Here is a 24,430-nt window from a genome sequence, read left to right as displayed (position 1 = left end):
GCTCGGCCCTACGTCGGGTCGAGCCCGTGGCTGCGGAGCCACGGGAGCGGGTCGACGGCCGAGCCGCCGCCGGGACGCACCTCGAAGTGCAGGTGCGGACCGGTGGAGTTGCCGGAGTTCCCGGAGTGCGCGATGACGTCACCGGCCTTGACCGGTCCGCTCATCACGGTGTGGCTGGAGAGGTGGCAGTACCAGGTCTCCGTGCCGTCCTTCGCCGTCAGGATCGTCATGTTCCCGTACGCGCTGTTCCACTGCGTACGGACGGTGCCGTCGGTCGCGGCCATCACCGGAGTGCCGTACGAGACGGGGAAGTCGATGCCGGTGTGCACGGACATCCAGTTGATGCCGGCCTGCCCGTAGTACGCGCTCAGCCCGCGCTGCTTGACCGGGAGGACGAACTTGGGCCGCAGACGCTCCTTGCGCGCCGCTTCCTCCGCCGCCTGCTTCCGCTCGGCCTGCTGCTTGGCCCTGAGGTCGATACGTTCCTGGGTGCGGCTCGCACGGTCGGCGAAGTCGCCCGCGTCCGCGGAGAGGTCCGCGAGCTGGGTGTCGAGCTTGTTGTTGGCTACGGAGGGCTTCACCGCGGTCGCGTCGGGCGCGGAGGCCGCCGTCGTGTCCTTGCTGTCGTCGCCGCCGAGCCCGCCGACGGAGGCCGCGGCGACTCCCGCGACGCCCATCACGCACACCGAGGGCACCGCGACCGTGAGCAGCGCGGAGCGCTTGGCGGGGGAGCGGCGGCGGGAGCGTGCGCGCTGGGCCGGCGTGAACGGGGCGGGCCGCTCGTCGCGGGCGACGATTTCCTCGACGTCGTCGAGACCCTCGCTGTAGCTGTCGTGATGACTGTCGTCGTGGCTCAACTCCGGCTCGGGAGCTTCGGGTTGGCCGTAGTCGTGTCGGGCGTCGGGGGCGCTGTCGTCACCTTCGGCGCCCGCGGAGTTCCACGCGGTGGCGTCGTACGCGCCGGTGTCGAAGATTGGCGCTTCGAAGGTCTGCGTCGCGAAGGGCTGGGCCTCGAAGGCCTGAGTCTCGAAGACCTGTGTCTCATAGGCCTGCGCGTCGAACGCCTGGGTCTCGAAGGCCGCCGGTGCCTGGAAGGTCTGCGTGGCGAACGCGTCCTGTGTGGTGAATCCCTGAGCCTGAGCCCCGAAGGCGTTCGCGTCCCACTGCCCGGTCTGGTCGGCCCAGGCGCTGTTGTCCCACTGGCCGGAATGGTCCGGTCCGGACTGGGCCGGAATACCGCCGAGTTGCTCGTGAGCGGCGGTCCCCCAGACAGCGGTGGTGTCGTAGCCGCCGGTGCCGTACGCGACGGCGTGCTGCTGCGCCGCGTACGGGTCGAGGTGCTGGGGTTCCTGCGTCGTCAGCGTCTGGTGCGCCCCGTTCGACCACTGGCTGTTGTCGTACGTGCCGGTGTTCTGCGCGCCGGGCAGGTCGCCGAAGAGGGGGTCGGCGGCAAAACCGCCGGTGGCGTAGCCGTCGTAACCGGTGTGGCCGCCGTACTGGGCGCTCTGCTGGTCATATGCAGCGTAGGGCGCGTAGTCGGCGTCCTGAGCCGGGGCCGGGGTGGTCTGAGTCCCCGACGGGTGACGGTCGTTCACCAACTTCTCTTTCGCCTCGACAACAGGGGCTGCCAGAGCAGTGCGGTGACTGTACCCGGCGGTATGCGGGCACGACAATCTTCAGCAGGTTTCCCGCTCGCAGGAAACGGGCATTCGGCCGTCTTTCGGCGGACTGTGGGCAGAGCCTTGGCCCTGCGTTCGAGAATCGTTCGACGTTTGGCCAGTTCGGGGACCGTTCCGGGGGCAGGTTCAGGCCGGAGTCAGGCGACCGTCAGGCCATTCACCGCGTCGGTGGTGCGCGCTCCTTCCGCCTCCGCGGCGTCGAGTGCCTGGCGGATACCGGCGGCGACCGCCGGGTGGACGGGGAGCGCGAGGTGGCCGACGCCCGTGACGCGGACGTTCTGCGCGATCAGGTCGGGGTGGTCGATGCAGGCCGTCTCCAGCGGAACCATGACCTGGTCGAGGTCGCTCCAGAAGCTCACGAAGTGGGTGCGGCAGCCGGGGGCGGGCCGCGACAGCTCCTCGATGACGGTCGAGCCGGGTCGCATCTGCCGGACGATCGGGTGCGCGTCCATCAGCGGCGCGACCGTGGTCCCGCTGTGCGGGGTGCCGAGCGACACGAGGGTGCGTACGCGCAGATCGCCACCCAGGCATTGCACGTAGTAGCGGGCGATGAGGCCGCCGAGGCTGTGCCCCACGATGTCCACCCGGTCGTGGCCCGTACGTTCGCAGATCTCCTCGACGTGGCGGGCGAGCAGCGCGGCGGCGGTGCGGATGTCGTAGGTCAGCGGCGAGTAGTTGAGTGACTCCACGTGGTCCCGGCCGTGCTGGGCGAGCGAGCGGCGCAGCAGGACGAAGACGGAGCGGTTGTCGATGAAACCGTGCAGGAGAAGGACCGGCGGCTTGCTGTCGGGGGCCGGCAGGCGTGCGCCGCACGTGTCGTCGCTGTGGGCGCTCTGGGCGCCAGGACCGGGCAGGGTGCCGCTCTCCGTCAGGTACGTGGCCTCGTCGTCACCCTCGTCCATGCCCTCCGGGGCGGGGGCGTAGCCGAGCGGAGGGAGTGCGGGGGCGGCCCTGCGCTCCTGGATGATGCCGGACGGGTACAGCAAGAGGTGTCCGGCGAGAATCGCGACCTCGAGAGCGGTCGCCTTCAGCAGTGAGACGGAGACTCCGGTCAGTCTGGCGGGGAACACCAGCCTGGCAGGGATCAGCTGACAGAGTGGGCGAAAAGGCAGGGTCATCGTGACCTTCATGGCCGACCTCCCGTCGGCACCCGGGAAAACGGCTCTGTCTCCCGTGTGCCCTCATGGGAAGCATGCGCCGAGGTGGCCGACGATGCGCGTCGTACGCGAGCGGTGATCAGTCGATGCCCGTGAGTGACGGTCGCGGTGCGTCACGAAATACCCGTACGTCCCGCCCCGCTGACGCGCGCCGTGCCGCCCGCCGCGCGGCCCGCGGCGGTGTGGTGCGGCTGTCTCTTTGCGGCTCCCCTTGCGCCCGTGGCCCCCGTATGCGGCTTCTGAGCCGCCTGCGGCGGCTGTGGCGCGCAGCGAACGTGTCCCATCGTGTGATTTCCCCCTCGCTCCGCACCGCGAAACGGCCGGTTGCGGGATGCTGTCGATAACGTTCGTTCACTTCCCGGGTACGCATAGGTCAGGTATCGGGTAGAAGTCGCTTCATGGAGGCAGTGATGGGTGTGGCAGCCGGTCCGATCCGCGTGGTGGTCGCCAAGCCGGGGCTCGACGGTCACGATCGCGGGGCCAAGGTGATCGCGCGGGCGCTGCGCGACGCCGGTATGGAGGTCATCTACACCGGCCTGCACCAGACGCCGGAGCAGATCGTCGACACGGCGATCCAGGAGGACGCCGACGCGATCGGTCTCTCGATTCTCTCCGGGGCGCACAACACGCTCTTCGCGCGCGTCATCGAGCTCCTCGTGGAGCGCGACGCCGCGGACATCAAGGTGTTCGGCGGCGGGATCATCCCTGAGGCGGACATCGCTCCGCTCAAGGAGAAGGGCGTCGCGGAGATCTTCACCCCGGGCGCGACGACGGCGTCGATCGTGGACTGGGTCAACGCGAACGTCCGCCAGCCTGCCGGGGCTTGATCTCTCCGGTCCCCTCCCAGGTGAGGCCGCGGGAGTGCCGGTTCGGTGCGTGGGTCGCGCTCCCGCCCGAACCGGACCGTTCCCCTGCCCTGCCTCGCCGTTGCCTCCAGCGCCTACGTGCCTCTCAACTCGTCCCGCATCGCCTGCCGCAGGCGCAATGTGCTGACCAGGCGCTGGAACGCTTCCGACCAGTAGCTGCCGGCTCCGGGGGCCGCGTCCTCCGGTTCGTCCGGGGTGGCGGTGAGGCCGTCGAGGCGGGACGCCTCCGCGGGATCCAGGCAGCGTTCGGCCAGGCCCATGACGCCGCTGAAGCTCCAGGGGTAACTGCCCGCGTCCCGCGCGATGTTCAGCGCGTCCACCACTGCCCGCCCGAGTGGCTCGGCCCACGGCTGGGCGCAGACCCCGAGCAACTGGAACGCCTCGGACAGGCCGTGCGTCGCGATGAACCCCGCCACCCACGCGGCGCGTTCGCCGTCGGGCAGCGCGCCGAGAAGCTTCGCCCGCTCGGACAGCGATACGGCGCCGGGGCCCCCGGCATCCGGTGACGCGGGCGCGCCCAGGAGTGCGCGCGACCATATGGCGTCCCGCTGGCGCACCGCGGCCCGGCACCAGGCGGCGTGGAGCTCGCCCTGCCAGTCGTCGGCCACCGGCAAGGTGACGATCTCTTCCGGGGTGCGGCCTCCGAACCGCGCGGTCCAGCCGCCGAGCGGCGTCGCCTCGACCAACTGCCCCAGCCACCACGACCGTTCGCCCCGGCCTGTCGGTGGCTTGGCGACGACGCCGTCGCGCTCCATGCCCGCGTCGCACTCGTGCGGCGCCTCGACGGTGATCGTCGCCGCGCCCTGGGTGCGGTCGACGGCGACACAGGAGGCGGCGCGCGATGCCATCCGGGCCGCGAGGGCCGAACCGGGGAGTGCCGAGAGCAGCTCCGCGGCGGTGGCTCTGACGTTGCGGCTGCGGTCGGACAACGCCTGTTCCAGGAACGGCTCGTCGGCGTCGGTGAGCCCCGACCGCAGCGAGTCGAGGAACATCAGCCGGTCCTCTGCCCGCTCGGCGGACCAGGTGGTGGCGAGCAGTTCGCGTGCCGCTGCCGGGCTGTGCGCACGTACCGTTGCCAGGAGCGTGACCCGTTCGGCGAACAGGCCCTCCTCCCAAAGACGCCGCACGTCGGCCGCATCACCAGGCGCCGGGAGGGCTGTCCCGCCACCGGGGGTCGAGCGCAGCGCGAACTTCCAGTCCGGGTTCAGCCGGGCCAGCCACAGCGCGCGCGGGCCGGCGAACGTGAGGGCCTGCGGCCGCAGATCCGTGCGCCCGCGGGCCGCGTCGAGGAGCGCGGGGAGGAGATCCGGGGGCGCCGCGTACCCCTGTGCGTTGGCCCCGGCCAGCCACTGGGGCAGCAGCTCCATCAGGTCGGGGGCCGTTCCGCGGCGGCCGCCTCCGGAGCCGGGGCGGTCGGTGAGCAGCATCGCGAGTCTGCGCCGCGCGGGGGCCGGGAGCGGGGGCCGCGGGTCGCCCGCCGCGCGTGCCGGGGGCGCGGCAGCGGGCGCCGGCCGCAGCCCGGCCCGCCGTCGTACGGTCTGTACGGCGGCGGCGTCGAGCAGCGCGGTGGGTGCGTCGACGCCGGTCGAGTGCTCTGGTGGCGTCCGCCGGTCCGTTCCCAGCAGGGCCACGGTGACCAGCTCTTCCCATGGGTCACCGGTGGCGGTGATGCCGGCGCTCGTGGCGTCGGCGGTCGAAGGGCCGTTCATGTCGCTCCTCTCCATGGAATGAGCCCGTCCGGGTGTCTCCGTCGTCTTCGGCGTCCGGCTCGTCAGCACAGCGCCACCGCTTCCCCGGGGCCTTCGGGCCAGGCCGTAAGAGGGGTGAAACCTCGGTGGCCGCATTCGCCGAAGACGGTGACCGGGGCTCCGCCGGACAGTGCGGCCAGCCGCCACAGCCCGGGCCCGGACGCCGCCTTCGGGGTGATCGGGACCGCCAGTCGTTCCGAAGCCGCTCCCGCCGGATCCGCCGGCGCCGAATCGTCCTCCGCGTCCGCCAGTTGCCAGCCGCCGCCCGCGTCGTCCGGGGTCGGTATGACCCGGCTCAGCGTCACCGGCCAGGACTCCAGCCATGGGTCGCGGCCCAGCGCGTCCCCGTACCGCGCCGCCGCCTCCGCAACGCCGGCCCCCTTGGGACGTACGGGACTTGGGGCGGGCGCCGTGAACTGCTCGCCCAGGTCCGCGCGGAGCTGACCGTCCCCCGCGTACGCGGAGAGCTCGGCGTCCAGCGCGAGGCCGACCGGCAGCGAGAGCGCCGGGGCGCGGCCCGCCGCCCCGTAGGAGAGGAGGAGCGCCGTGTGGCCGGACTCCGTCCCGTACAGCCATATTCGGCGGGTGGTGAGCCGGCTGTCGGCCGCGTCGTACTGCGCCAGGACCAGCCATCGGTCCCGGGTGGGGCGCCCGTCCGCCGATGACGGCAGCCCGACGCGGGAGCGGACCGTCGCCGCGAGTCCGGCGGGGAGCAGGTCGCGGCGCAGCCAGCCGCGGTCGAGGAGGTGCAGTAGCGCGCATTCCTCCAGGAGCCGCATCGGCCAGCCGGGGCCTGACGCGGGTATCGCTCCCAACTCCCTCACTCGCGCGGCGAGTCCGGGCGCCTGCGCGTCCACCATGCGGGCCGCGGTCTCCTCCCACATCCCGTAACCGGCCTGTTCGGCCGAGGCGAGGCCGCCGCGCAGCAGGTCCGTGAGCCGCTGCTCCAGCTCGCCCGCGCCCGCCGTGACCCGTTCGGCACGGCGCTCGGCCCGGCGGCGCGCGGCCTCGGGATCGGCGGCAGCGCCCCCGGCCGCATCCGTCTCCCGCTTGGTCCGCGCCCGCTTCCTGCGCCCTTCGGCCCACTGCTCCGCCCAGTCCGGAAGCGTCTGCGCATCAGGTACCGAGCCGTCCGCCCCTGCCCACAGCAGGAGCAGCCCGAGTGCGTGCTTGCACGGGAACTTACGGCTCGGACAACTGCACTTGTAGGCCGGTCCCGCCGCGTCCGCGACATCCACGACCGTCTGATACGGCTTGCTGCCACTGCCCTTGCAGAGCCCCCACACCATCCCCTCGCCCGAACTTCCCGCCTCCGACCACGGTCCGGCGACGCCGAGTTTGCTTCCCGCCTTGCGTGACGGGGCGTCAGGCGCCAGTGCCAGCACCTGGTCCGCCGTCCAGCGCACCCCCTGCTGAGTCATGTTCCCGAAGGTAGGTCCCGCCACTGACAATCGTCGGTGGCGCGGGTGTTGGCGCAGGTCAACGGCGTGTGACCGGTGATTGTCAGTGGCGTGGTGCACGGTGGAGTCACATCCCGGCCGAGTGCTCGGAATGTGCGGGACGTGCCGGCTGAGCCCGGCCGAAATCGAGGGGGATCGCCATGACCGTGTCCGTCGAACCGACCGAGAAGAGCGCCGCGTCCGCGGGGGATCAGGGAGCCGCGCAGGCGCTGCGGCCGCATGCCGAAGGCGCCTTCGCCGCCGAACTCGCGGCGCTGGCCGCGCAGGACGACCGGCCGCGCCCGGAGCGCTGGCGTCTCTCGCCGTGGGCCGTCGCCACGTATCTGCTCGGCGGGACGCTGTCCGACGGGACGGTCATCACGCCGAAGTACGTGGGGCCGCGCCGCATCGTCGAGGTCGCCGTCACCACGCTCGCCACGGACCGCGCCCTGCTGCTGCTCGGCGTGCCGGGCACCGCGAAGACATGGGTCTCCGAGCATCTCGCGGCGGCCGTCAGCGGCGACTCCACGCTGCTCGTCCAGGGCACGGCGGGCACGCCCGAGGAGGCGATCCGGTACGGGTGGAACTACGCGCGGCTGCTCGCGCACGGCCCCAGCCGCGACGCCCTCGTGCCCAGCCCCGTCATGCGCGCCATGTCCGAGGGCATGACGGCCCGGGTCGAGGAGCTGACCCGCATCCCGGCCGACGTGCAGGACACGCTGATCACGATCCTGTCGGAGAAGACCCTGCCGATACCGGAGTTGGGTCAGGAGGTGCAGGCCGTCAGGGGCTTCAACCTGATCGCCACGGCGAACGACCGGGACCGGGGGGTCAACGACCTGTCGAGCGCGCTGCGCCGACGCTTCAACACCGTGGTGCTTCCGCTGCCGGAGAGCGCCGAGGCGGAGGTCGACATCGTCTCGCGCCGCGTCGACCAGATCGGCCGCTCCCTCGACCTGCCGGCCGCTCCGGACGGTTCGGACGAGATCCGCCGCATCGTCACGGTCTTCCGCGAGCTGCGCGCAGGCGTCACCGAGGACGGGCGTACGAAGCTGAAGTCGCCGAGCGGCACGCTGTCCACGGCCGAGGCCATCTCCGTCGTGACGAGCGGGCTCGCGCTGGCCGCCCACTTCGGGGACGGGGTGCTGCGGCCGTCGGACGTCGCGGCGGGCATCCTCGGCGCCGTCGTGCGTGACCCGGCCGCGGACCGCGTGATCTGGCAGGAGTACCTGGAGGCCGTGGTGCGCGAGCGGGACGGCTGGAAGGACTTCTACCGCGCGTGCCGTGAGGTGAGCGTATGAGCGAGCGGGGGAGGGGGCCGCTGCTGCTGGGGGTGCGCCATCACGGCCCCGGTTCGGCCAGGGCTGTGAGGGCCGCGCTCGACGCGGCCGGTCCGGGTGTCGTCCTGGTCGAGGGGCCACCCGAGGCGGACGCCCTGGTGTCGCTCGCCGCCGACGAGGACATGGTGCCGCCGGTCGCGCTGCTGGCGCATGTCGTGGACGAGCCGGGGCGCTCCGCGTTCTGGCCGCTGGCCGAGTTCTCCCCGGAGTGGGTCGCGATCCGCTGGGCCCTGGAGCGGGGCGTGCCGGTCCGTTTCATCGACCTGCCGGCGGCGCACAGCCTGGCCCTGCGCGCGCAGGCCACGACGCCTGACGACCCCGAGAGGACCGGGGAACAGGGCGAGGACCAGAGCGGGGACGACGTCAGGGAAGCGATGCGCGTCGATCCGCTCGCCGTACTCGCCGAGACCGCGGGACACGACGACCCGGAGCGCTGGTGGGAGGACGTCGTCGAGCACCGGGCCGGGGCGGGGGACGCGTTCGCGCCGTTCGAGGCGCTCGGTGAGGCGATGGGGGCGCTGCGGGAGGAGTACGGGGACGGGGGGCACGAGCGGGACCTCGTGCGGGAGGCCTATATGCGCCTTCAACTGCGCGCCGCGCAGAAGGAGTTCGCGGACGAGGTCGCCGTGGTGTGCGGTGCGTGGCACGTGCCGGCGCTGCGTGTGAAGACGACCCTCGCCGCGGACCGGGCCGTCCTCAAGGGACTGCCCAAGGCCAAGGTCGACATGACCTGGGTGCCCTGGACGCACCGCCGTCTCGCGCGGGCCGGGGGATACGGAGCGGGCATCGACTCGCCCGGCTGGTACGGGCATCTGTTCAGCGCCCCGGACCGGCCCGTCGAACGCTGGATGACCAAGGTCGCCGGGCTGTTCAGGGACGAGGACAGAGTCGTGTCCTCGGCACACGTGATCGAGGCGGTACGGCTGGCCGAGACACTGGCCGCGATGCGGGGACGTCCGCTGGCCGGGCTGACCGAGACGACGGACGCGATCCGCGCCGTGATGTGCGAGGGGTCGGACGTACCCCTGGCGCTCGTCCACGACAAGCTCGTCGTGGGGGACGTGCTCGGCGAGGTCCCGGACGCGGCGCCCGCCGTGCCGCTGCAACGCGACCTCACACGGCTTCAGCGCTCCCTGCGGCTCAAACCGGAGCCCTTGGAGCGGGAGTTGGAGCTCGACCTGCGCAAGGAGACCGACGCGGCGCGCAGCCGGCTTCTGCACCGGCTCCGCCTCCTCGACGTCGGCTGGGGCGAGCCGGCCCGGTCCGTGCGCGCCTCCACCGGCACGTTCCGGGAGACCTGGCGGCTGCGCTGGGAACCCGAGTTGTCCGTGCGCGTCGCCGAGGCGGGGGTCTGGGGCACGACCGTGCTCTCGGCCGCCACCGCCAGAGCCGAGGCGGACGCGATCGGCGCACAGGCCCTCGCCGACGTCACGGCCCTCGCCGAGCGCTGCCTCCTCGCCGAACTGCCGGAAGCCCTCCCGGTGGTGATGCGCGTACTGGCCGACCGCGCCGCGATGGACGCGGACGTCGGCCATCTCGCCCAGGCCCTGCCCGCCCTCGTCCGCTCCCTGCGCTACGGCGACGTGCGGGGCACGGACACCCAGGCACTGAGCGAGGTCGCGGCCGGTCTCGCCGAGCGCGTCTTCGTGGGCCTGCCACCCGCGTGCGCGGGACTCGACGGGGACGCCGCGGCCGAGATGCGCGGCCACGTGGAGGCGGTCCACGCGGCGGTGGGGCTCCTGGAGGACGACGGGACGGCCGGACACAGAGGCCGCTGGCACTCCGTGCTGCGGGTCCTCGCCGCACGCGACAGCGTGGCCGGCGTGATCCGCGGGCGGTGCGCGCGGCTGCTCCTCGACGACGGACAGCTGGCCGAGGGCGAGGCCGCGCGGCTGATGGGGCTCGCCCTCTCGCCCGGCACCGGGCCCGCCGAGGCCGCCGCCTGGATCGAGGGGTTCGTCGGCGGCGGCTCCGGCGGCGGGCTGCTCCTCGTACATGACGAGCGGCTGCTCACGCTCGTCGACGACTGGCTGACGGGTGTCTCCGCCGACGCGTTCACGGACGTGCTGCCGCTGCTGCGCCGCACGTTCTCCGCCTACGAATCCGGTGTGCGCCGCACGCTGGGCGAGCTGGTGCGGCGCGGGCCCGCGGGGGCGGGACCCACGGCGGCCGTGGGCACGGCACCGCCGGGGTTCGGGCCCGGCCTCGACCGGGCGCGCGCTGACGCGGTGCTGCCCGTGCTGCAGCTGCTGCTCGGGACGGACGACGCGGACGCCGACGCCACATCCCGTTCCGGTTCCGGCTCCGGTTCCGGCCGGGGTGACAACGACCTTGTGGGGGTGGCCTGATGGCGGTCGACCAGATGGACGAGCTCAGCGGGGGAGCCCGGGACGAGCGGATGCGGCGCTGGCGGCTCGTACTCGGCGGGGACGAGGCGGACGGCACCGGCCGCGCGCTGGCGGGTCAGGACGCGGCGATGGACGGCGCCCTGACCGCCCTCTACGGGGGAGGGGACAGGAAGGAGGGGCGGGGGCGTGACCGTTCGGCCGGCCTCGGGGCGTCCGCGCCGTCCGTGGCGCGCTGGCTCGGCGACATCCGGACGTACTTCCCGTCCTCCGTCGTGCAGGTCATGCAGCGTGATGCCATCGACCGCCTCGGCCTGTCCGCGCTCCTGCTCGAACCGGAGATGCTGGAAGCGGTCGACGCCGACGTGCACCTCGTCGGCACGCTGCTCTCCCTCAACAAAGCGATGCCGGAGACGACGAAGGAGACCGCACGCGCCGTCGTGCGCAAGGTCGTCGAGGACCTGGAGAAGCGCCTCGCCACGCGGACCCGCGCGACCCTCACCGGCGCGCTCGACCGCAGCGCCCGTATCGACAGGCCCCGCCACCACGACATCGACTGGAACCGCACGATCGCGGCCAACCTCAAGAACTATCTGCCGGAGTACCGCACGGTCGTCCCCGAGCGGCTCATCGGATACGGACGCGCGTCCCAGTCGGTGAAGAAAGAGGTCATCCTCTGCATCGACCAGTCGGGCTCGATGGCGGCGTCCGTCGTCTACGCCTCCGTGTTCGGCGCCGTGCTGGCCTCGATGCGGTCCATCAACACGAGGCTCGTCGTGTTCGACACGGCCGTTGTCGACCTCACCGACCAGCTCGACGACCCGGTCGATGTCCTGTTCGGCACGCAGCTCGGCGGGGGCACCGACATCAACAGAGCGCTCGCGTACTGCCAGTCGCAGATCACCCGCCCCGCAGAGACCGTCGTCGTCCTCATCAGTGACCTCTACGAAGGCGGCATCCGGAACGAGATGCTGAAGCGGGTCAGCGCGATGAAGGCGTCGGGAGTGCAGTTCGTCACGTTGCTCGCGCTGTCCGACGAGGGGGCACCCGCGTACGACAGGGAGCACGCGGCGGCGCTCGCGGCCTTGGGGGCACCGGCCTTCGCGTGCACTCCGGATCTCTTCCCGGAGGTGATGGCGGCGGCGATCGAGAAGCGGCCGCTGCCGATACCGGACGCAGGGAACCCGGCGAACGCGAGGCCGTAAATCAGGACATGACTACCCATCGGTAACAGGGGGCTTGCGCAACCTCGGGCGTCCCGTGCAAGGATCGGTGCGGCTGTTCTCATCCCCGCGCCCACGCGTCCCGCGTCCCCGCGCCCCTCGTACGGGAGGGTTCCCCCACCTTGGCTTCCCCGATCGCTCTGCCTGTTGCCGCTCCGCGCGTCGTGCGCGCAGCGGCCGGGCGGCGTGCGCTGAACGTGGCGCTCCGGGTGATGTTCCTTGCGGGCGGCCTGATCGTGCTGGGCCTGCTGTGCGGGGGGAGGGCGCATGCGGCGGAGGGAGTTCTGCCGCCGACGGATGCCGCCGGAGAGCAGACGGTTCACACAGCCGTGCACACGACCGTGAACGCCACCGCTCACGCGCCGGTTCACGCATCCGTCCCCGAGCGGGCGGCACACCACACGCGTGCCGCCACCGGTTCCCGCGCAGTCGGGGCCGTGCGGGAGCAAGCCGTGGAGCCCGTCAGGAAGCGCGTGGTCGAGCCGGTCCGGACCCGGGTCGCCGCACCCGTCGCACGAGAAGTACGCGAAGTGCGGGGAACGGTCCGGGACGCCGTACGGGAAGAGGTCCGGGAAGCGGGTGAGTTCGCCGGAGGGATCGTCGGTGAGCTCGCCGACGAGGCGCCGCCGCGCTTCCTGCCCGCACCGCCGTCGATGCCGGGCCTGCCCGGCATCCCGGGCGGGCCCGGCGAGCCCGGCACCCTCGGTCCGGCAGGGGACGGCGCCCACGCGGCACCGGCTCCGAGCGCCGGAACTCATGCGGCCGCCGGGCACAGTGATGCCGCGCGGCCCGGCAAGCGAGAGGCAGCCGAAGCCGTCGGCGACGTGTTCGCCCCGGCAGGCGCCGATGTCGTACCCGCACGGACCCCGGCCGCAAAGGCGGCCGGAGCCTCGACCCCCGCCCCCGCGTTCCCCAGTGGCAGTGCGGTCGGTCAGTCGGCTGGGGACGGCAGTTCGACGCGGCACTCCGATCTCGCCGCGGCGGCCTTCGGCAGCGGCGCGACGGCCCGGCTGGTGCCCGGGGCGACGGCGCCCTCCCACGCCGCGCCCACCCGCGACAGGCACCGAGACATCCCCGAATTCCCCGGCTAGGGCAGCCCGTTCCCCGCACGTGACCTGCCGCGCGGGGGCGGCACAGGTCTGCCCGCCGACCGGACCACTCCGGCCGGACGCCGCCGGCCCACCGCTGGACCACTCCAGCGCGGGACCGGACATGAGAATTCGAAGGATCTGACGCAAGCATGAACAAGAACATCCGCCGTTCCATCGTGATAGCCGCCGGCGTCTCCGGAGCGTGGGCGCTCGGCTCCGCCGTCGCCAGCGCCGACGAAATGCCCGCCCACTCCGTGGCGGTGCCCGACCTTGCCGGCGACGTGGTCGCCGACGTGCAGGGCACGGTCTCCCACGTCCAGGGCACCGTCGACGACGTCACCCACGGCACCGTCGGCTCGGTCACCGGCAAGGCCCAGGACACCGTGACGGGCGTGACCGGCCAGGCCCGGACGACCGCGTCCGGCGCCGCCACCACCGTCTCCGGCACGGTCTCCGGCACCGCCGCCAAGGCCGCTCCCCAGGCCGGTCCGGCTGTCACCGGCGCCCAGGGCACCGTCCGGCACGCCGACGCCCGGGTCGAGGCGGCCGCCGCGCACGCCAAGCAGCAGGCCCGCACCTACGTCGAGGGCGTCACCACCGTCGCCGACACCGCCCGCACTGCCGCCGCCCGTGCCGCGCACGCCCACACCGCCGGGGTCCCGGACGTGTCGGCGGGCGCCGTCGCGCAGAACGCCGGCGACCGGGCCGCAGCCGTCCAGGACGGCGCCACCCAGGAGATCGACTACCTGTTCGGCCCCCTGTCCGCGTTCGCCCCCGACGTCGACCGCACGGTGACCGGCGCGCAGGGCCGGGTCCAGGGCGCCACCGCCCAGGTCCAGGGCATCGCCGCCCAGGCGTACGGCACCGCGGCGCAGGTCCCGGGCTACGCCCAGAACGTTCCGGCCGCCGCCTCCGGTGCCGTGGGCGGAGTGACGACCGCCGCCGGTCCCGTCGTCGACGAGACCTCGGCCGCGGCGCTTCCCCCCATCGCCGCGACCGCCGTGCACGGCGTGGTCCCGGTCGCCGGACAGGCCGTCGGTGACGTCGGCACGCTCGCGGGCGGTGCGGTCGGCGACGTGACGCCGTTCGCCGGCGGCGTCGTCGGCCACGTCACGCCGTTCACGGACGGGGTCGTGGGCCAGGTCCAGCCCTTCGCGCAGTCGGTCGTCGCGGACGACGTGACGCCGTTCACGGGCGGTGTCGTCGGCGCGGTCCAGCCCCTCGTGCAGGCCGTGTACGACCAGGTTCAGCCGGTCGTGCAGGGCGTCGGCGGCAGCGCGACGTACCTGGCGCAGGGCGTCGTGGGCGACGTCGCGCCGTTCGCCGGTGGTGTGGTCGGCGACGTGACGCCGTTCGCCGGCGGGGTCGTCGGTGAGGTCTCGCCGTTCGCGCGGGACCTGACCGGCACGGTCGGCGCCGACGCGCAGCCGCTCGCCGGGAACGCGGTCCAGGGTGTCCAGGGCGTGGCCGCCTCGGTCGCCCCCAGCTACCTGACGAGCGCCACGGACGCCGCCGCCAACGGCTTCGGCATCTGAGGTTCCGCAACTGAGAAGTCCGCCTCCGCAACCGCGGGGCGCGTCGGCGCACTGAAGCAGGCGGACTGAATACGTCGTCTGCGGGCAGCCGGGGACCGGAGTGACAGGCCGGGCCCGGCCCGGCAGATGGCGGCGGGTGGTCCCCATTGGGGTGAGGATCACCCGCCCGGGCCCTTCGCGGTCCGGTGGCAGGGCTCTCCAGGTCCTCCCACCGGGTCTTTCAGGGGCTCTCAGGGGCCCCACCGGGCGCACCCCAGGCCGGTGGGGCCCCGCTCTGTGACTGTTATCACCGCTCAGGTGTGATCTGCGATTTAGGGACCCCGGGCGAGCGGCGATAACCTGCGAGACGGACATGCCGCGTACCGGACTCCGTCCTACGCCTCCCCTGTGACAGCGCAGTCACGTTGCCCTTCGCGGCACGCCCACGCAGACAGCTGACCACAAAGCAGCGAGATCGCAGCGAGATCACGGAAAAGGGACGGACGCGCGTGGACCTGTTCGAGTACCAGGCGAGGGACCTCTTCGCCAAGCACGGTGTACCGGTGCTGGCCGGTGAAGTCATCGACACGCCTGAGGCGGCGCGCGAGGCCACCGAGCGACTGGGCGGCAAGTCGGTCGTCAAGGCGCAGGTGAAGGTCGGCGGCCGTGGCAAGGCAGGCGGCGTCAAGCTCGCCGCCACCCCGGACGAGGCCGTCGCCCGCGCGACGGACATCCTCGGGATGGACATCAAGGGCCACACGGTCCACAAGGTGATGATCGCCGAGACCGCTCCGGAGATCCTCGAGGAGTACTACGTCTCGTACCTCCTCGACCGCACCAACCGCACCTTCCTCGCCATGGCGTCCGTCCAGGGCGGCGTGGAGATCGAAGTCGTCGCGGAGGAGAACCCCGACGCCCTCGCGAAGGTGCCGGTCGACGCCAACGAGGGTGTCTCCAAGGAGAAGGCCCAGGAGATCGTCGCCAAGGCGAAGTTCCCGGCCGAGGTCGCCGACCAGGTCGCCGACATCCTCGTCACCCTGTGGGACACCTTCATCAAGGAGGACGCCCTCCTGGTCGAGGTGAACCCGCTCGCCAAGGTCGCCTCCGGCAAGGTCATCGCCCTTGACGGCAAGGTCTCCCTCGACGAGAACGCGGACTTCCGCCAGCCCGAGCACGAGGCGCTCGAGGACAAGGACGCAGCCAACCCGCTCGAGGCTGCCGCCAAGGCCAAGAACCTCAACTACGTCAAGCTCGACGGCGAGGTCGGCATCATCGGTAACGGTGCCGGTCTGGTCATGTCGACCCTGGACGTCGTCGCGTACGCCGGTGAGAACCACGGCGGCGTGAAGCCGGCCAACTTCCTCGACATCGGTGGCGGCGCGTCCGCCCAGGTGATGGCGAACGGCCTGGAGATCATCCTCGGCGACCCGGACGTCAAGTCCGTGTTCGTCAACGTCTTCGGTGGCATCACCGCGTGTGACGAGGTCGCCAACGGCATCGTGCAGGCCCTGGCGCTCCTCGCCGACAAGGGCGAAGAGGTCACCAAGCCGCTGGTCGTGCGACTCGACGGCAACAACGCGGAGCTGGGTCGCAAGATCCTCAGCGACGCCAACCACCCGCTCGTCCAGCGTGTGGACACCATGGACGGCGCGGCCGACAAGGCCGCCGAGCTCGCCGCGGCTGCGAAGTAAGGAAGAGGGACTCAGACCACCATGGCTATCTTCCTCACCAAGGACAGCAAGGTCATCGTCCAGGGCATGACCGGTGCCACGGGCATGAAGCACACCAAGCTCATGCTCGGTGACGGCACGAACATCGTCGGCGGCGTGAACCCGCGCAAGGCCGGCACCTCCGTCGACTTCGACGGCACCGAGGTCCCGGTCTTCGGGACGGTCAAGGAGGCCATGGAGGCGACGGGCGCCAACGTGTCCGTCCTCTTCGTGCCGCCGGCCTTCTCCAAGGCCGCCGTCGTCGAGGCGATCGACGCCGAGATCCCCCTCGCGGTCGTCATCACCGAGGGCATCGCCGTCCACGACTCCGCCGCCTTCTGGGCGTACGCGAAGTCGAAGGGCAACAAGACCCGCATCATCGGCCCGAACTGCCCCGGTCTCATCACCCCGGGCCAGTCGAACGCCGGCATCATCCCGGGCGACATCACGAAGCCGGGCCGCATCGGTCTGGTCTCGAAGTCCGGCACGCTGACGTACCAGATGATGTACGAGCTCCGTGACATCGGCTTCTCGTCCGCCGTCGGCATCGGTGGCGACCCGGTCATCGGTACGACGCACATCGACGCCCTCGAGGCGTTCGAGGCCGACCCCGACACCGACCTGATCGTCATGATCGGCGAGATCGGCGGCGACGCCGAGGAGCGTGCGGCGGACTACATCGCCAAGCACGTCACCAAGCCGGTCGTCGGCTACGTCGCGGGCTTCACCGCCCCCGAGGGCAAGACGATGGGTCACGCGGGCGCGATCGTGTCCGGCTCTTCTGGCACCGCACAGGCCAAGAAGGAGGCCCTCGAGGCCGCCGGCGTGAAGGTCGGCAAGACGCCGACCGAGACGGCCAAGCTGGCGCGCGAGCTGCTCTCGTAGTTCCGCCACCTGCCTGACATCAGTGGGCCCGCACCCTTCCGGGGGTGCGGGCCCACTGGCGTTCGTCCGCGCGAGAAGCCCCTGCGGCACGCCGTACGGGAAAGCCCGTGGAGGCTCAGTCGACCTCGGGGGCGAGGCGGTGCGGGCCGCTCATCGCCGACTTGTGCAGCTTGTCGCGCAGCTTCTTGTCGGCCTGCGTGAGCGGTCCCGGCCCCGTCCGCGGCGGTACGCCGCTGATCACGGCGCCAGGGGCGGGGACGGGTTCGTAGCGGGCCGGGGCCATGCGCACCGTGAAGGCCGTCGCGCCGACGATCAGGACGGTGAAGGCGATGGCCGAACGGGTCCAGAACCGGGTCCGGCGCTCGCCCTCCGTGCGGACGAGGGTCGACTTGGGGGCCTGGAGCTTCTCGGCGCCCGCGAGTTCGGTCAGGCGCCGGTGGAGCTGGTCGGGCACGGCGAGGGCGGGCAGCTGCTCGGCGACGGCCTCCCGCGCATGGAGCAGCCGCTGCGCCGCCGCGGGCGTGGTGGCCTCCGTCTCGGCCGCGGTCTCGGGCAGATCGAGCCCGACCCCGTCGTAGAGGAGCAGGGTGCGGCGGTACGAGGACGGCAGGCTCAGGAGTACGTCGAGCAGCGCGCGGTCGTCGGCGTCGGCGGGCGGCGCCTCGGGGTGCCGGTGGCTCGGGCGGAGCCGGTGCCAGGGCGACATGGCGTACTCGTACGCGGCGGCCCTGACCCAGCCGGCGGGATCGCGGTCCACGGCGACCTCGGGCCAGCGCTCCCAGGCGAGCTGGAAGGCGCGCTCCACGGACTCCCTGGCGAGGGTGCGGCGGCCGGTGAGGAGGTAGGCCTGGCGGACCAGGCCGGGGGCCGCGTAGGCGTAGAGCCGGTCGAAGGCCTCCGTGGCGTCGTCCGGGGACGCCGCCGGTCCGGGGCTCTCGCCCGCTGCGGCCTCGGCCGCCGCCCGCACCCACCCTCCGCCGCGCTCCTGGCCCTGGTCGAGCGGGGCGGAGTCCCAACGCCCGACGGATCGTCTGCTCCGGACGGGCGTCGCCGTGGCGGTGGCCGCGGCCTTGGCGGCCGGTGCCGGTCCCTCCGCCTCGACGCTCGCCAGGAACTTCGCGTACGTCTCCCTCTTGTGGCCTCTCGGGGTGCTCCGTCCGGATTCCCATGCGCGGACCGTTTCGCTGGTGACGCCTATCTTCGCGGCGACCTGAGCCTGGGTCAGCGACGTCGACTCGCGGAGCCTACGGCGCTCCTTGGGGGGCGGCAGCGGGGAGGCAGGGCTCTGTGTCATAGGGAACTCAACACACCCTTTCGCGTGAAAAACTACATAAACGTATCTTGGGCGACACATCCGGTCTTCGCCTGTTACGCGACTAAAGCGTGTGTCATTGGGAGCATGGCCGCGTGACCCAAATGACCGACCGTGGCCTGTCGTTGCCGCTCCTGCTCTCCCGTGTGCGTGACCGCTCTTCGGGGCCTGCCGCCTGCTTCCTCGGCGGGGTCCTCGCGGCCGGGCTCGGGCTCGGCTCGTCCGCCGTGCTCGTCATGGTGCTGTGGATCAGTTCGCCCTATCCGGACAGCGGTCCCGGCGGTGCTCTGCACGCCGCCGCCGCGCTGTGGCTGCTCGCGCACGGCGCCGAGGTCATCAGGACGGACACCCTCTCCGGGACCCCTGCGCCGATCGGTGTCGCGCCGCTGCTCCTTCTGGTGCTTCCGGTGTGGCTGCTGCACCGTGGGGCACGCGACGCGGCGGAGAGCGAGGGCGACGGCCCGCAGTTGGCCTGGCGGACAGCGTGGTGCTGGGTGGTGGCCGGGTATCTGCTGGTGGGCGGCGGCGCCGCGTTCTACGCCTCGGGCGGTGAACTGCGGCCGGCCTGGCCGAGCGTCACCGCGCATCTGACGGCCGTCGCCGTGGCCGCCGCGGGCGCCGGGATCTGGACGGCCCACGGCCGCCCGCCCACCCCGCTGCCCGCATCCCTGCGCCATCGCCTCGACGCCCTCCCGGACGGCAGGCGCGAGGTGTTCGTACGACGTCTGCTGCCGGTCGCCGCGCGGGCCGCGGCCGCCGGGGTGCTCGTGCTCGTGGCGGGCGGCGCGCTGATCGTGGCGGCGTCGACGGTGTGGCACGAAGGGGCGGTGCGGCATTCGTTCGAGCAGATGACGAACGTGTGGTCGGGACGGCTCGCGGTGCTCCTGCTGGCCGCCGCGCTGGTGCCCAACGCGGCGGTGTGGGGCGCCGCTTACGCGCTCGGGCCCGGCGTCGCGCTCGGCGGGGGAAGCGTGGCCGGGCCGCTCGGGGTGTCGTCGGGGCCGCTGCTGCCCGCGTTCCCACTGCTCGCGGTGGTGCCGGAGCCGGGTCCCGGGTCGCCGCTCACCTGGTCGGCGGGGGCGGTGCCGGTCGTGGCCGGGCTGACGGTGGCGTGGTTCGTGGCGGGGGCGGCGGCTCCCCGGCGCGGGAAGCGGGACGAGGCGTGGTCGCGGGGGAGTACGGCGATGGCGGCGGCCGTCGCGGCGGTGCTGTGCGGGCTGGTCTTCGCGGGGCTCGCGAGGGCGGCCGGCGGGCCGATGGGCGTCGCGGGACTCGCGGAGTTCGGGCCCGTGGGGTGGCTGACAGGGCTCGCGGCTACGGGGTGGACGGCGCTGGTGGGGGTGCCGGTGGCAGTGGGACTACGGGCCGGGCGGGTCAGGGTGCCGCGCGATGAGCGGGTCGTTGAGCCGCTCGAGGAGGGGGACGGGGAAGCGCTGGAGGAGCGGGCCGCGTCGTGGTGGCGGCGCCCCCGGTTCCCGTCCCCGAAGAGCTGGCTGCCGCGCCGGAGCCGGGAGGGGGCGACCCAGGCAGTGCGGGCAAAGTCGCACGACGCCGCGTTCGAGCCGTACGACTTCTTCCCCGCGGACCCGTTCTCCGCGGACCCCTTCCCGGACGGGCTCTGGCCGGACGAGGCCACGAGGGAAGCGCGCTGGGCAGCGCTCAAGGACGCGTCGGACACGAGCAGGGACACGGACCCGGACGAGGGGGCCGGCGAGCGCGGAGGCGCGGCCCCCGAGGAGCCGCGGGACCCGTCCTAGTCGCGCGTGCCGAGCAGCGTCCGCAGTTCCTTGGGGAGCTTGTCGTTGCACGCCTTCTGGGACGCGCTGGTCAGCGCGTCGTTCACGCACGTGTAGTAGTCGCTGTAGACCAGCTGTGCCGTGAACGTGGCGGCGACCAGTGCCAGGGCGAGGGAGCCGGTGACCAGGCCGCTGACGGCCGCCGTGGTCTGCGGTCTCGATCCGGTGGCGGGACCCGTGGGGGCCGGGGCGTCCGGGTTCGGCTTGCGGGGCTTGGCGCGCAGGGCGCTGATGCCCCAGTACAGGGCGAGCGCGCCGAGCAGCAGCGCCACGTAGGGCCAGCTGAACAGGGCGAAGAAGAAGCCCCACATGCCGGAGAGCAGGGCGTACCGCGCGCGGCGCTGGGCCGGGTCCGTCGGGTCCCAGCGCATGCCGGAGCCGGGCCCCTGGGGGCCTTCGGGCCCGCCTTGGCCGCCGGGTCCACCCTGGCCGCCGGGTCCGCCCTGGCCGGGGCGGTCGCCGAAGCCGCCGCCCTGGGCGCGGCCCGGCTGCCGGTCGCTCCACTGGCCGCCCCACGGGTTCCGGCCCCCGCCCGACCCGTCGCCCTGCCCGTCCTGGCCGCCCTCGGGGCGGCGCGGCTGCCACGGGCGGTCGGGCGAGCCCTCGGGCGGCGGCGCGAACGGGTTGTCGTCCTTGGAGGGCTTGGAGAGCTTGGACGACTCGGGGGACTCAGGGGACTTCTTGGAGGAATCCGAGGAGTCGGGTGGTGTGTCCTGGGGCGGAGGAGGCGTGGGACGGCCTTCGCGCAACAGGGTCGAGCCGGCGGGCAGCAGCGGCAGGCGGAGGCTTCGGTCCGGCATCAGGTGTGCGTCTTCCCCTAGGTCGATCGTGGCGCGGCTGCGGGCGAGCCCGTCCTGAAGTGAACGTCCCGCGAGCGGGCGGCGTTCCTTCGGTCGGCGAATCCGCCACAGACGCTACCTTCCGGCCGCGCCCCCGTCCCGTGGGGGCCGCTCCATGTGCCGGTATCGTTGCTGACGGTCGACCGCTTCGTAGAGTTCCCCGTATCGGGAACCATGAAGCCTTTGTGCGACCCTACAAACGCACTCCCGAGAAAGGCCCTCGCTGTGGCCAAGCGGCTCGTCGTGCTGGTCTCCGGATCAGGCACGAATCTGCAGGCTCTGCTCGACGCCCTCGCGGCCGAGGGCGCGGAGGGCTACGGCGCCGAGATCGTGGCCGTCGGCGCCGACCGTGACTCCATCGCCGGGCTCGAGCGCGCCGAACGCGCCGGCCTGCCCACCTTCGTCTGCCGGGTGAAGGACTTCGCCACCCGTGACGAGTGGGACCGGGCGCTCGCCGAGGCCACGGCGGCGTACGAACCGGACCTGGTGGTCTCGGCCGGGTTCATGAAGATCGTGGGCAAGGAGTTCCTCGCCCGGTTCGGGGGGCGGTTCGTGAACACGCACCCCGCCCTGCTCCCCAGTTTTCCCGGGGCCCATGGTGTGCGCGACGCGCTCGCGTACGGCGCCAAGGTCACCGGATGCACCGTCCACTTCGTCGACGACGGCGTCGACACCGGCCCGATCATCGCTCAGGGCGTGGTCGAGGTCCGGGACGAGGACGACGCGAGCGCTCTGCACGAGCGCATCAAGGAAGTCGAGCGCAGGCTGCTCGTCGATGTCGTGGGGCGTCTGGCCCGCAACGGCTATCGCATTGAGGGACGAAAGGTAGTTATCCAGTGACCGCCGAGAGCAACAAGCGGCCCATTCGCCGGGCGCTCGTCAGCGTCTACGACAAGACCGGTCTGGAAGACCTCGCGCGCGGGCTGCACGAGGCGGGCGTGGAGCTGGTGTCGACCGGCTCGACCGCTGCGAAGATCGCCGCCGCCGGGGTTCCCGTCACGAAGGTCGAGGAGCTCACGGGCTTCCCCGAGTGCCTCGACGGGCGCGTCAAGACGCTGCACCCGAAGATCCACGCGGGCATCCTCGCCGACCTGCGCCTGGAGGACCACCAGCGCCAGCTCGCCGAGCTCGGCGTGGAGCCCTTCCAGCTCGTCGTCGTGAACCTGTACCCCTTCAAGGAGACCGTCGCCTCGGGCGCCACTCCCGACGAGTGTGTCGAGCAGATCGACATCGGCGGCCCCTCGATGGTGCGCGCCGCCGCCAAGAACCACCCGTCGGTGGCCGTCGTCACCAGCCCCGCCCGGTACGCCGACGTCCTCTCGGCCGTCCGCGACGGCGGCTTCGACCTGACCGCCCGCAAGCGTCTCGCCGGTGAGGCCTTCCAGCACACGGCGGCGTACGACGTCGCGGTGGCGTCCTGGTTCGCCGACGGCTACGCGGCCGCCGACGAGAGCGGCTTCCCCGAGTTCCTCGGCGCGACGTACGAGCGCAAGAACGTCCTGCGCTACGGCGAGAACCCGCACCAGGGCGCCGCCCTCTACGTCGACGGCACCGGCGGTCTCGCCGAGGCCGAGCAGCTGCACGGCAAGGAGATGTCGTACAACAACTACACGGACACGGACGCCGCGCGCCGTGCCGCGTACGACCACGACGACCCGTGCGTCGCGATCATCAAGCACGCCAACCCGTGCGGCGTCGCGGTCGCGTCGAGCGTCGCCGAGGCGCACCGCAAGGCGCACGCCTGTGACCCGGTCTCCGCGTACGGCGGTGTGATCGCCGTGAACCGCCCGGTCACCAAGGAGATGGCCGAGCAGGTCGCGGAGATCTTCACCGAGGTCATCGTCGCGCCCGAGTACGAGGACGGCGCGCTCGAGGCCCTCACCAAGAAGAAGAACATCCGCGTGCTGCGAGCCCACCAGGGCCCGTCGGCGGTCGTCGAGACGAAGCAGATCGACGGCGGCGCGCTCCTCCAGGTCACCGACCGCGTCCAGGCCGACGGCGACAACCCGGCGAGCTGGACCCTCGCCACGGGCGACGCGCTGTCCCCGGGCGAGCTCGACGAGCTGGCGTTCGCCTGGAAGGCGTGCCGCGCGGTGAAGTCCAACGCGATCCTGCTGGCCAAGGACGGCGCCTCGGTCGGCGTCGGCATGGGTCAGGTCAACCGCGTCGACTCCTGCAAGCTGGCCGTGGAGCGCGCGGGCGCGGAGCGGGCGCGCGGCTCCTTCGCCGCGTCGGACGCGTTCTTCCCGTTCCCGGACGGGCCGCAGATCCTGATCGACGCCGGCGTGAAGGCGATCGTCCAGCCCGGCGGGTCCATCCGTGACGAGCAGGTCATCGAGGCCGCGAAGAAGGCGGGCGTGACGATGTACTTCACCGGCACGCGCCACTTCTTCCACTGAGCGGACCCCTCGCACACGACCGCGGGCCGTGCCTTCCCTGTGAAGGCACGGCCCGCGGTCGTTCCCCGTGGCGCTCCGGCGGTCAGGGTCCGCGGGGCTTGAGGGACCGGTTCGGTCCCGCGTCGCCCGTCCGGACCGGCAGGCCGTCGACGTCCGGCGGGCGCTGCTGTCCCTGTCGGAGAACTTCGAGGCGGTGCCGGGCGTCCGGTTGCCGGTGAACGGGCCGTCCCCCGTCCAGTTGCGGACGTGCCGGGGCCGGCACCTGCAGAAGCCGAAGTCGAAGCTGTTGGCCGCCCTGCACGCCCCTACCTCGAAGGGCCGCGCTCCCCTTGCGACGGGAGAGAGCGGCCCTTACGGGTCAAGCGTGGAAAACCCCTGGTTCGCTGTGAACTCGATCAGTAGCGCGGGCGGTTGAACCAGGTGGACGCGGCGCTGTTCACCATGGAGCCGAGGATGATGCCGGCGATGGCGAGCGAGATGAGTCCGCCGAAGGTCGCCGAACCGCCGCCGCCGTTGACCGTGTTCACGAGGCCACCGATGATCATCAGCGACGCGTAGACGATCGTCGTGATGCGGATGCCGCTTCCGCCGTTCTTGAACTTGACGCCCAGGAAGATCGACAGGGCGCCGAGGGCCACCATGAGAGCCGCGATGACGAAGCCGAGCCCGGCCAGCGTGTCCGTGGCGTCACCGGAGCCGACGCCGTTGGACACGTCCTGGGCCGCGCCGACCGCGATGCCCGCGATGATGCCGAAGAGGAGCTGGAAGCCGGCGAGGATGAACAGGAGCACGCGCGCGGTCTTCATCAGGCCGGGCATCTCGATCGGCATGACATTGCCGCCGGGGAAGCCGGGGTACGCGGGCTGGCCCTGCGGGTAGCCGTAACCCTGCTGCGGCGGGACGCCCTGCGGTGCCTGCGGGTAGCCGTAACCGGGCTGGCCCTGGGGAGCCTGCGGCGGGTAGCCGGGCTGCTGGCCGGGCTGGCCCTGCGGCGGACCGTAGGGGTTGTTCGGGTCGCCGAAACTCATGGCTGTTTCCTCCGTTGCCTTAGTGCGGGGACAACGCGCGGCACCAAGTGGAGGAAAGGT

General features: G+C 72.5%; 17 protein-coding genes and 1 pseudogene. 11 read left to right on the top strand and 7 right to left on the bottom strand.

The features are described from left to right. Positions 1-8 precede the first annotated feature (8 nt). A complete protein-coding gene (locus OHO83_RS19835; protein ID WP_330279684.1) occupies positions 9-1,595 on the bottom strand; it encodes a M23 family metallopeptidase in 1,587 nt (528 codons plus the stop codon). 221 nt (positions 1,596-1,816) lie between these two features. Then, entirely contained in the window at positions 1,817-2,809 is a 993-nt protein-coding gene (locus tag OHO83_RS19830; RefSeq protein ID WP_330279683.1) for a lipase family alpha/beta hydrolase, read from the bottom strand. Between the two features lie 437 nt (positions 2,810-3,246). Here OHO83_RS19830 and OHO83_RS19825 point away from each other — a divergent pair, with 437 nt between their 5' ends. Further along, positions 3,247-3,663, top strand: a complete 417-nt coding sequence (locus OHO83_RS19825; protein WP_100594811.1) for a cobalamin B12-binding domain-containing protein — start codon at positions 3,247-3,249, stop codon at positions 3,661-3,663. Positions 3,664-3,776: 113 nt separating this feature from the next. Here the strand turns inward: OHO83_RS19825 and OHO83_RS19820 are convergent, their stop codons facing one another. Together OHO83_RS19820 and OHO83_RS19815 are read right to left on the bottom strand one after the other, a co-directional pair. After that, positions 3,777-5,411 carry a DUF5691 domain-containing protein gene (locus tag OHO83_RS19820; protein WP_330279682.1) on the bottom strand — a complete coding sequence of 545 codons (1,635 nt, stop codon included), beginning with the start codon at positions 5,409-5,411 and terminating at the stop codon, positions 3,777-3,779. A 62-nt stretch (positions 5,412-5,473) separates the two neighbouring features. Next, positions 5,474-6,871, bottom strand: a complete 1,398-nt coding sequence (locus OHO83_RS19815; protein WP_330279681.1) for an SWIM zinc finger family protein — start codon at positions 6,869-6,871, stop codon at positions 5,474-5,476. A 179-nt stretch (positions 6,872-7,050) separates the two neighbouring features. On the opposite strand from OHO83_RS19815, the gene OHO83_RS19810 reads away from it, so the two are divergent. The 7 genes from OHO83_RS19810 (at position 7,051) to sucD (ending at position 16,996) form a co-directional block, all read left to right on the top strand. Further along, on the top strand, positions 7,051-8,190 hold the full coding sequence (locus tag OHO83_RS19810; protein WP_266673476.1) for an ATP-binding protein: 1,140 nt from the start codon (positions 7,051-7,053) through the stop codon (positions 8,188-8,190). Continuing rightward, positions 8,187-10,577, top strand: a complete 2,391-nt coding sequence (locus tag OHO83_RS19805; RefSeq protein WP_330279680.1) for a DUF5682 family protein — start codon at positions 8,187-8,189, stop codon at positions 10,575-10,577. Before OHO83_RS19810 ends, OHO83_RS19805 begins: the two co-directional genes overlap by 4 nt. After that, positions 10,577-11,779, top strand: a complete 1,203-nt coding sequence (locus OHO83_RS19800) for a VWA domain-containing protein (RefSeq protein WP_405635517.1) — start codon at positions 10,577-10,579, stop codon at positions 11,777-11,779. Before OHO83_RS19805 ends, OHO83_RS19800 begins: the two co-directional genes overlap by 1 nt. Positions 11,780-11,919: 140 nt before the next feature. Then, the gene (locus OHO83_RS19795) at positions 11,920-12,888 is read left to right on the top strand and encodes a hypothetical protein (RefSeq protein ID WP_266673478.1); all 969 of its coding nucleotides are present in this window, start codon (positions 11,920-11,922) and stop codon (positions 12,886-12,888) included. Positions 12,889-13,037: 149 nt separating this feature from the next. After that, the gene (locus OHO83_RS19790; RefSeq protein WP_330279679.1) at positions 13,038-14,423 is read left to right on the top strand and encodes a hypothetical protein; all 1,386 of its coding nucleotides are present in this window, start codon (positions 13,038-13,040) and stop codon (positions 14,421-14,423) included. 488 nt (positions 14,424-14,911) lie between these two features. After that, positions 14,912-16,093 carry an ADP-forming succinate--CoA ligase subunit beta gene (sucC, locus tag OHO83_RS19785; protein WP_116510889.1) on the top strand — a complete coding sequence of 394 codons (1,182 nt, stop codon included), beginning with the start codon at positions 14,912-14,914 and terminating at the stop codon, positions 16,091-16,093. A 21-nt stretch (positions 16,094-16,114) separates the two neighbouring features. Then, a complete protein-coding gene (gene sucD / locus OHO83_RS19780; RefSeq protein WP_116510887.1) occupies positions 16,115-16,996 on the top strand; it encodes a succinate--CoA ligase subunit alpha in 882 nt (293 codons plus the stop codon). Between the two features lie 115 nt (positions 16,997-17,111). Here sucD and OHO83_RS19775 read toward each other — a convergent pair whose 3' ends face one another. Next, entirely contained in the window at positions 17,112-18,290 is a 1,179-nt protein-coding gene (locus tag OHO83_RS19775; RefSeq protein ID WP_329434211.1) for a helix-turn-helix domain-containing protein, read from the bottom strand. 122 nt (positions 18,291-18,412) lie between these two features. On the opposite strand from OHO83_RS19775, the pseudogene OHO83_RS19770 reads away from it, so the two are divergent. Further along, a pseudogene (locus OHO83_RS19770) lies at positions 18,413-19,657 on the top strand (cell division protein PerM); the annotation flags it as partial. A 404-nt stretch (positions 19,658-20,061) separates the two neighbouring features. Here the strand turns inward: OHO83_RS19770 and OHO83_RS19765 are convergent. Then, complete coding sequence (locus OHO83_RS19765) at positions 20,062-20,904, bottom strand: hypothetical protein (protein WP_330279678.1); 843 nt, start codon at positions 20,902-20,904, stop codon at positions 20,062-20,064. Positions 20,905-21,117: 213 nt separating this feature from the next. On the opposite strand from OHO83_RS19765, the gene purN reads away from it, so the two are divergent. Both purN and purH read left to right on the top strand, forming a co-directional pair. After that, positions 21,118-21,783, top strand: a complete 666-nt coding sequence (gene purN / locus OHO83_RS19760; protein WP_266673482.1) for a phosphoribosylglycinamide formyltransferase — start codon at positions 21,118-21,120, stop codon at positions 21,781-21,783. Beyond that, on the top strand, positions 21,780-23,342 hold the full coding sequence (gene purH, locus OHO83_RS19755; RefSeq protein WP_329434209.1) for a bifunctional phosphoribosylaminoimidazolecarboxamide formyltransferase/IMP cyclohydrolase: 1,563 nt from the start codon (positions 21,780-21,782) through the stop codon (positions 23,340-23,342). Before purN ends, purH begins: the two co-directional genes overlap by 4 nt. Before the next feature lie 395 nt (positions 23,343-23,737). Here the strand turns inward: purH and OHO83_RS19750 are convergent, their stop codons facing one another. After that, positions 23,738-24,370 carry a proline-rich domain-containing protein gene (locus OHO83_RS19750; RefSeq protein WP_266673484.1) on the bottom strand — a complete coding sequence of 211 codons (633 nt, stop codon included), beginning with the start codon at positions 24,368-24,370 and terminating at the stop codon, positions 23,738-23,740. Between the last annotated feature and the right edge of the window lie 60 nt (positions 24,371-24,430).

The sequence above is a fragment of the Streptomyces sp. NBC_00569 genome (assembly GCF_036345255.1).
In the GTDB taxonomy this organism is placed as follows: Bacteria; Actinomycetota; Actinomycetes; order Streptomycetales; family Streptomycetaceae; genus Streptomyces.
Note: the sequence above shows the minus strand (reverse complement) of the source record. Positions and strands in the feature narration are given on the sequence as shown.

Coding starts and splice junctions, on each gene's coding strand:
- OHO83_RS19830 (WP_330279683.1), bottom strand. CDS start 2,809: ATGAAGGTCACGATGACCCTGCCTTTTCGCCCACTCTGTCAGCTGATC.
- OHO83_RS19825 (WP_100594811.1), top strand. CDS start 3,247: ATGGGTGTGGCAGCCGGTCCGATCCGCGTGGTGGTCGCCAAGCCGGGG.
- OHO83_RS19820 (WP_330279682.1), bottom strand. CDS start 5,411: ATGAACGGCCCTTCGACCGCCGACGCCACGAGCGCCGGCATCACCGCC.
- OHO83_RS19815 (WP_330279681.1), bottom strand. CDS start 6,871: ATGACTCAGCAGGGGGTGCGCTGGACGGCGGACCAGGTGCTGGCACTG.
- OHO83_RS19810 (WP_266673476.1), top strand. CDS start 7,051: ATGACCGTGTCCGTCGAACCGACCGAGAAGAGCGCCGCGTCCGCGGGG.
- OHO83_RS19805 (WP_330279680.1), top strand. CDS start 8,187: ATGAGCGAGCGGGGGAGGGGGCCGCTGCTGCTGGGGGTGCGCCATCAC.
- OHO83_RS19800 (WP_405635517.1), top strand. CDS start 10,577: ATGGCGGTCGACCAGATGGACGAGCTCAGCGGGGGAGCCCGGGACGAG.
- OHO83_RS19790 (WP_330279679.1), top strand. CDS start 13,038: ATGAACAAGAACATCCGCCGTTCCATCGTGATAGCCGCCGGCGTCTCC.
- sucD (WP_116510887.1), top strand. CDS start 16,115: ATGGCTATCTTCCTCACCAAGGACAGCAAGGTCATCGTCCAGGGCATG.
- OHO83_RS19775 (WP_329434211.1), bottom strand. CDS start 18,290: ATGACACAGAGCCCTGCCTCCCCGCTGCCGCCCCCCAAGGAGCGCCGT.
- OHO83_RS19765 (WP_330279678.1), bottom strand. CDS start 20,904: ATGCCGGACCGAAGCCTCCGCCTGCCGCTGCTGCCCGCCGGCTCGACC.
- purN (WP_266673482.1), top strand. CDS start 21,118: ATGAAGCCTTTGTGCGACCCTACAAACGCACTCCCGAGAAAGGCCCTC.
- OHO83_RS19750 (WP_266673484.1), bottom strand. CDS start 24,370: ATGAGTTTCGGCGACCCGAACAACCCCTACGGTCCGCCGCAGGGCCAG.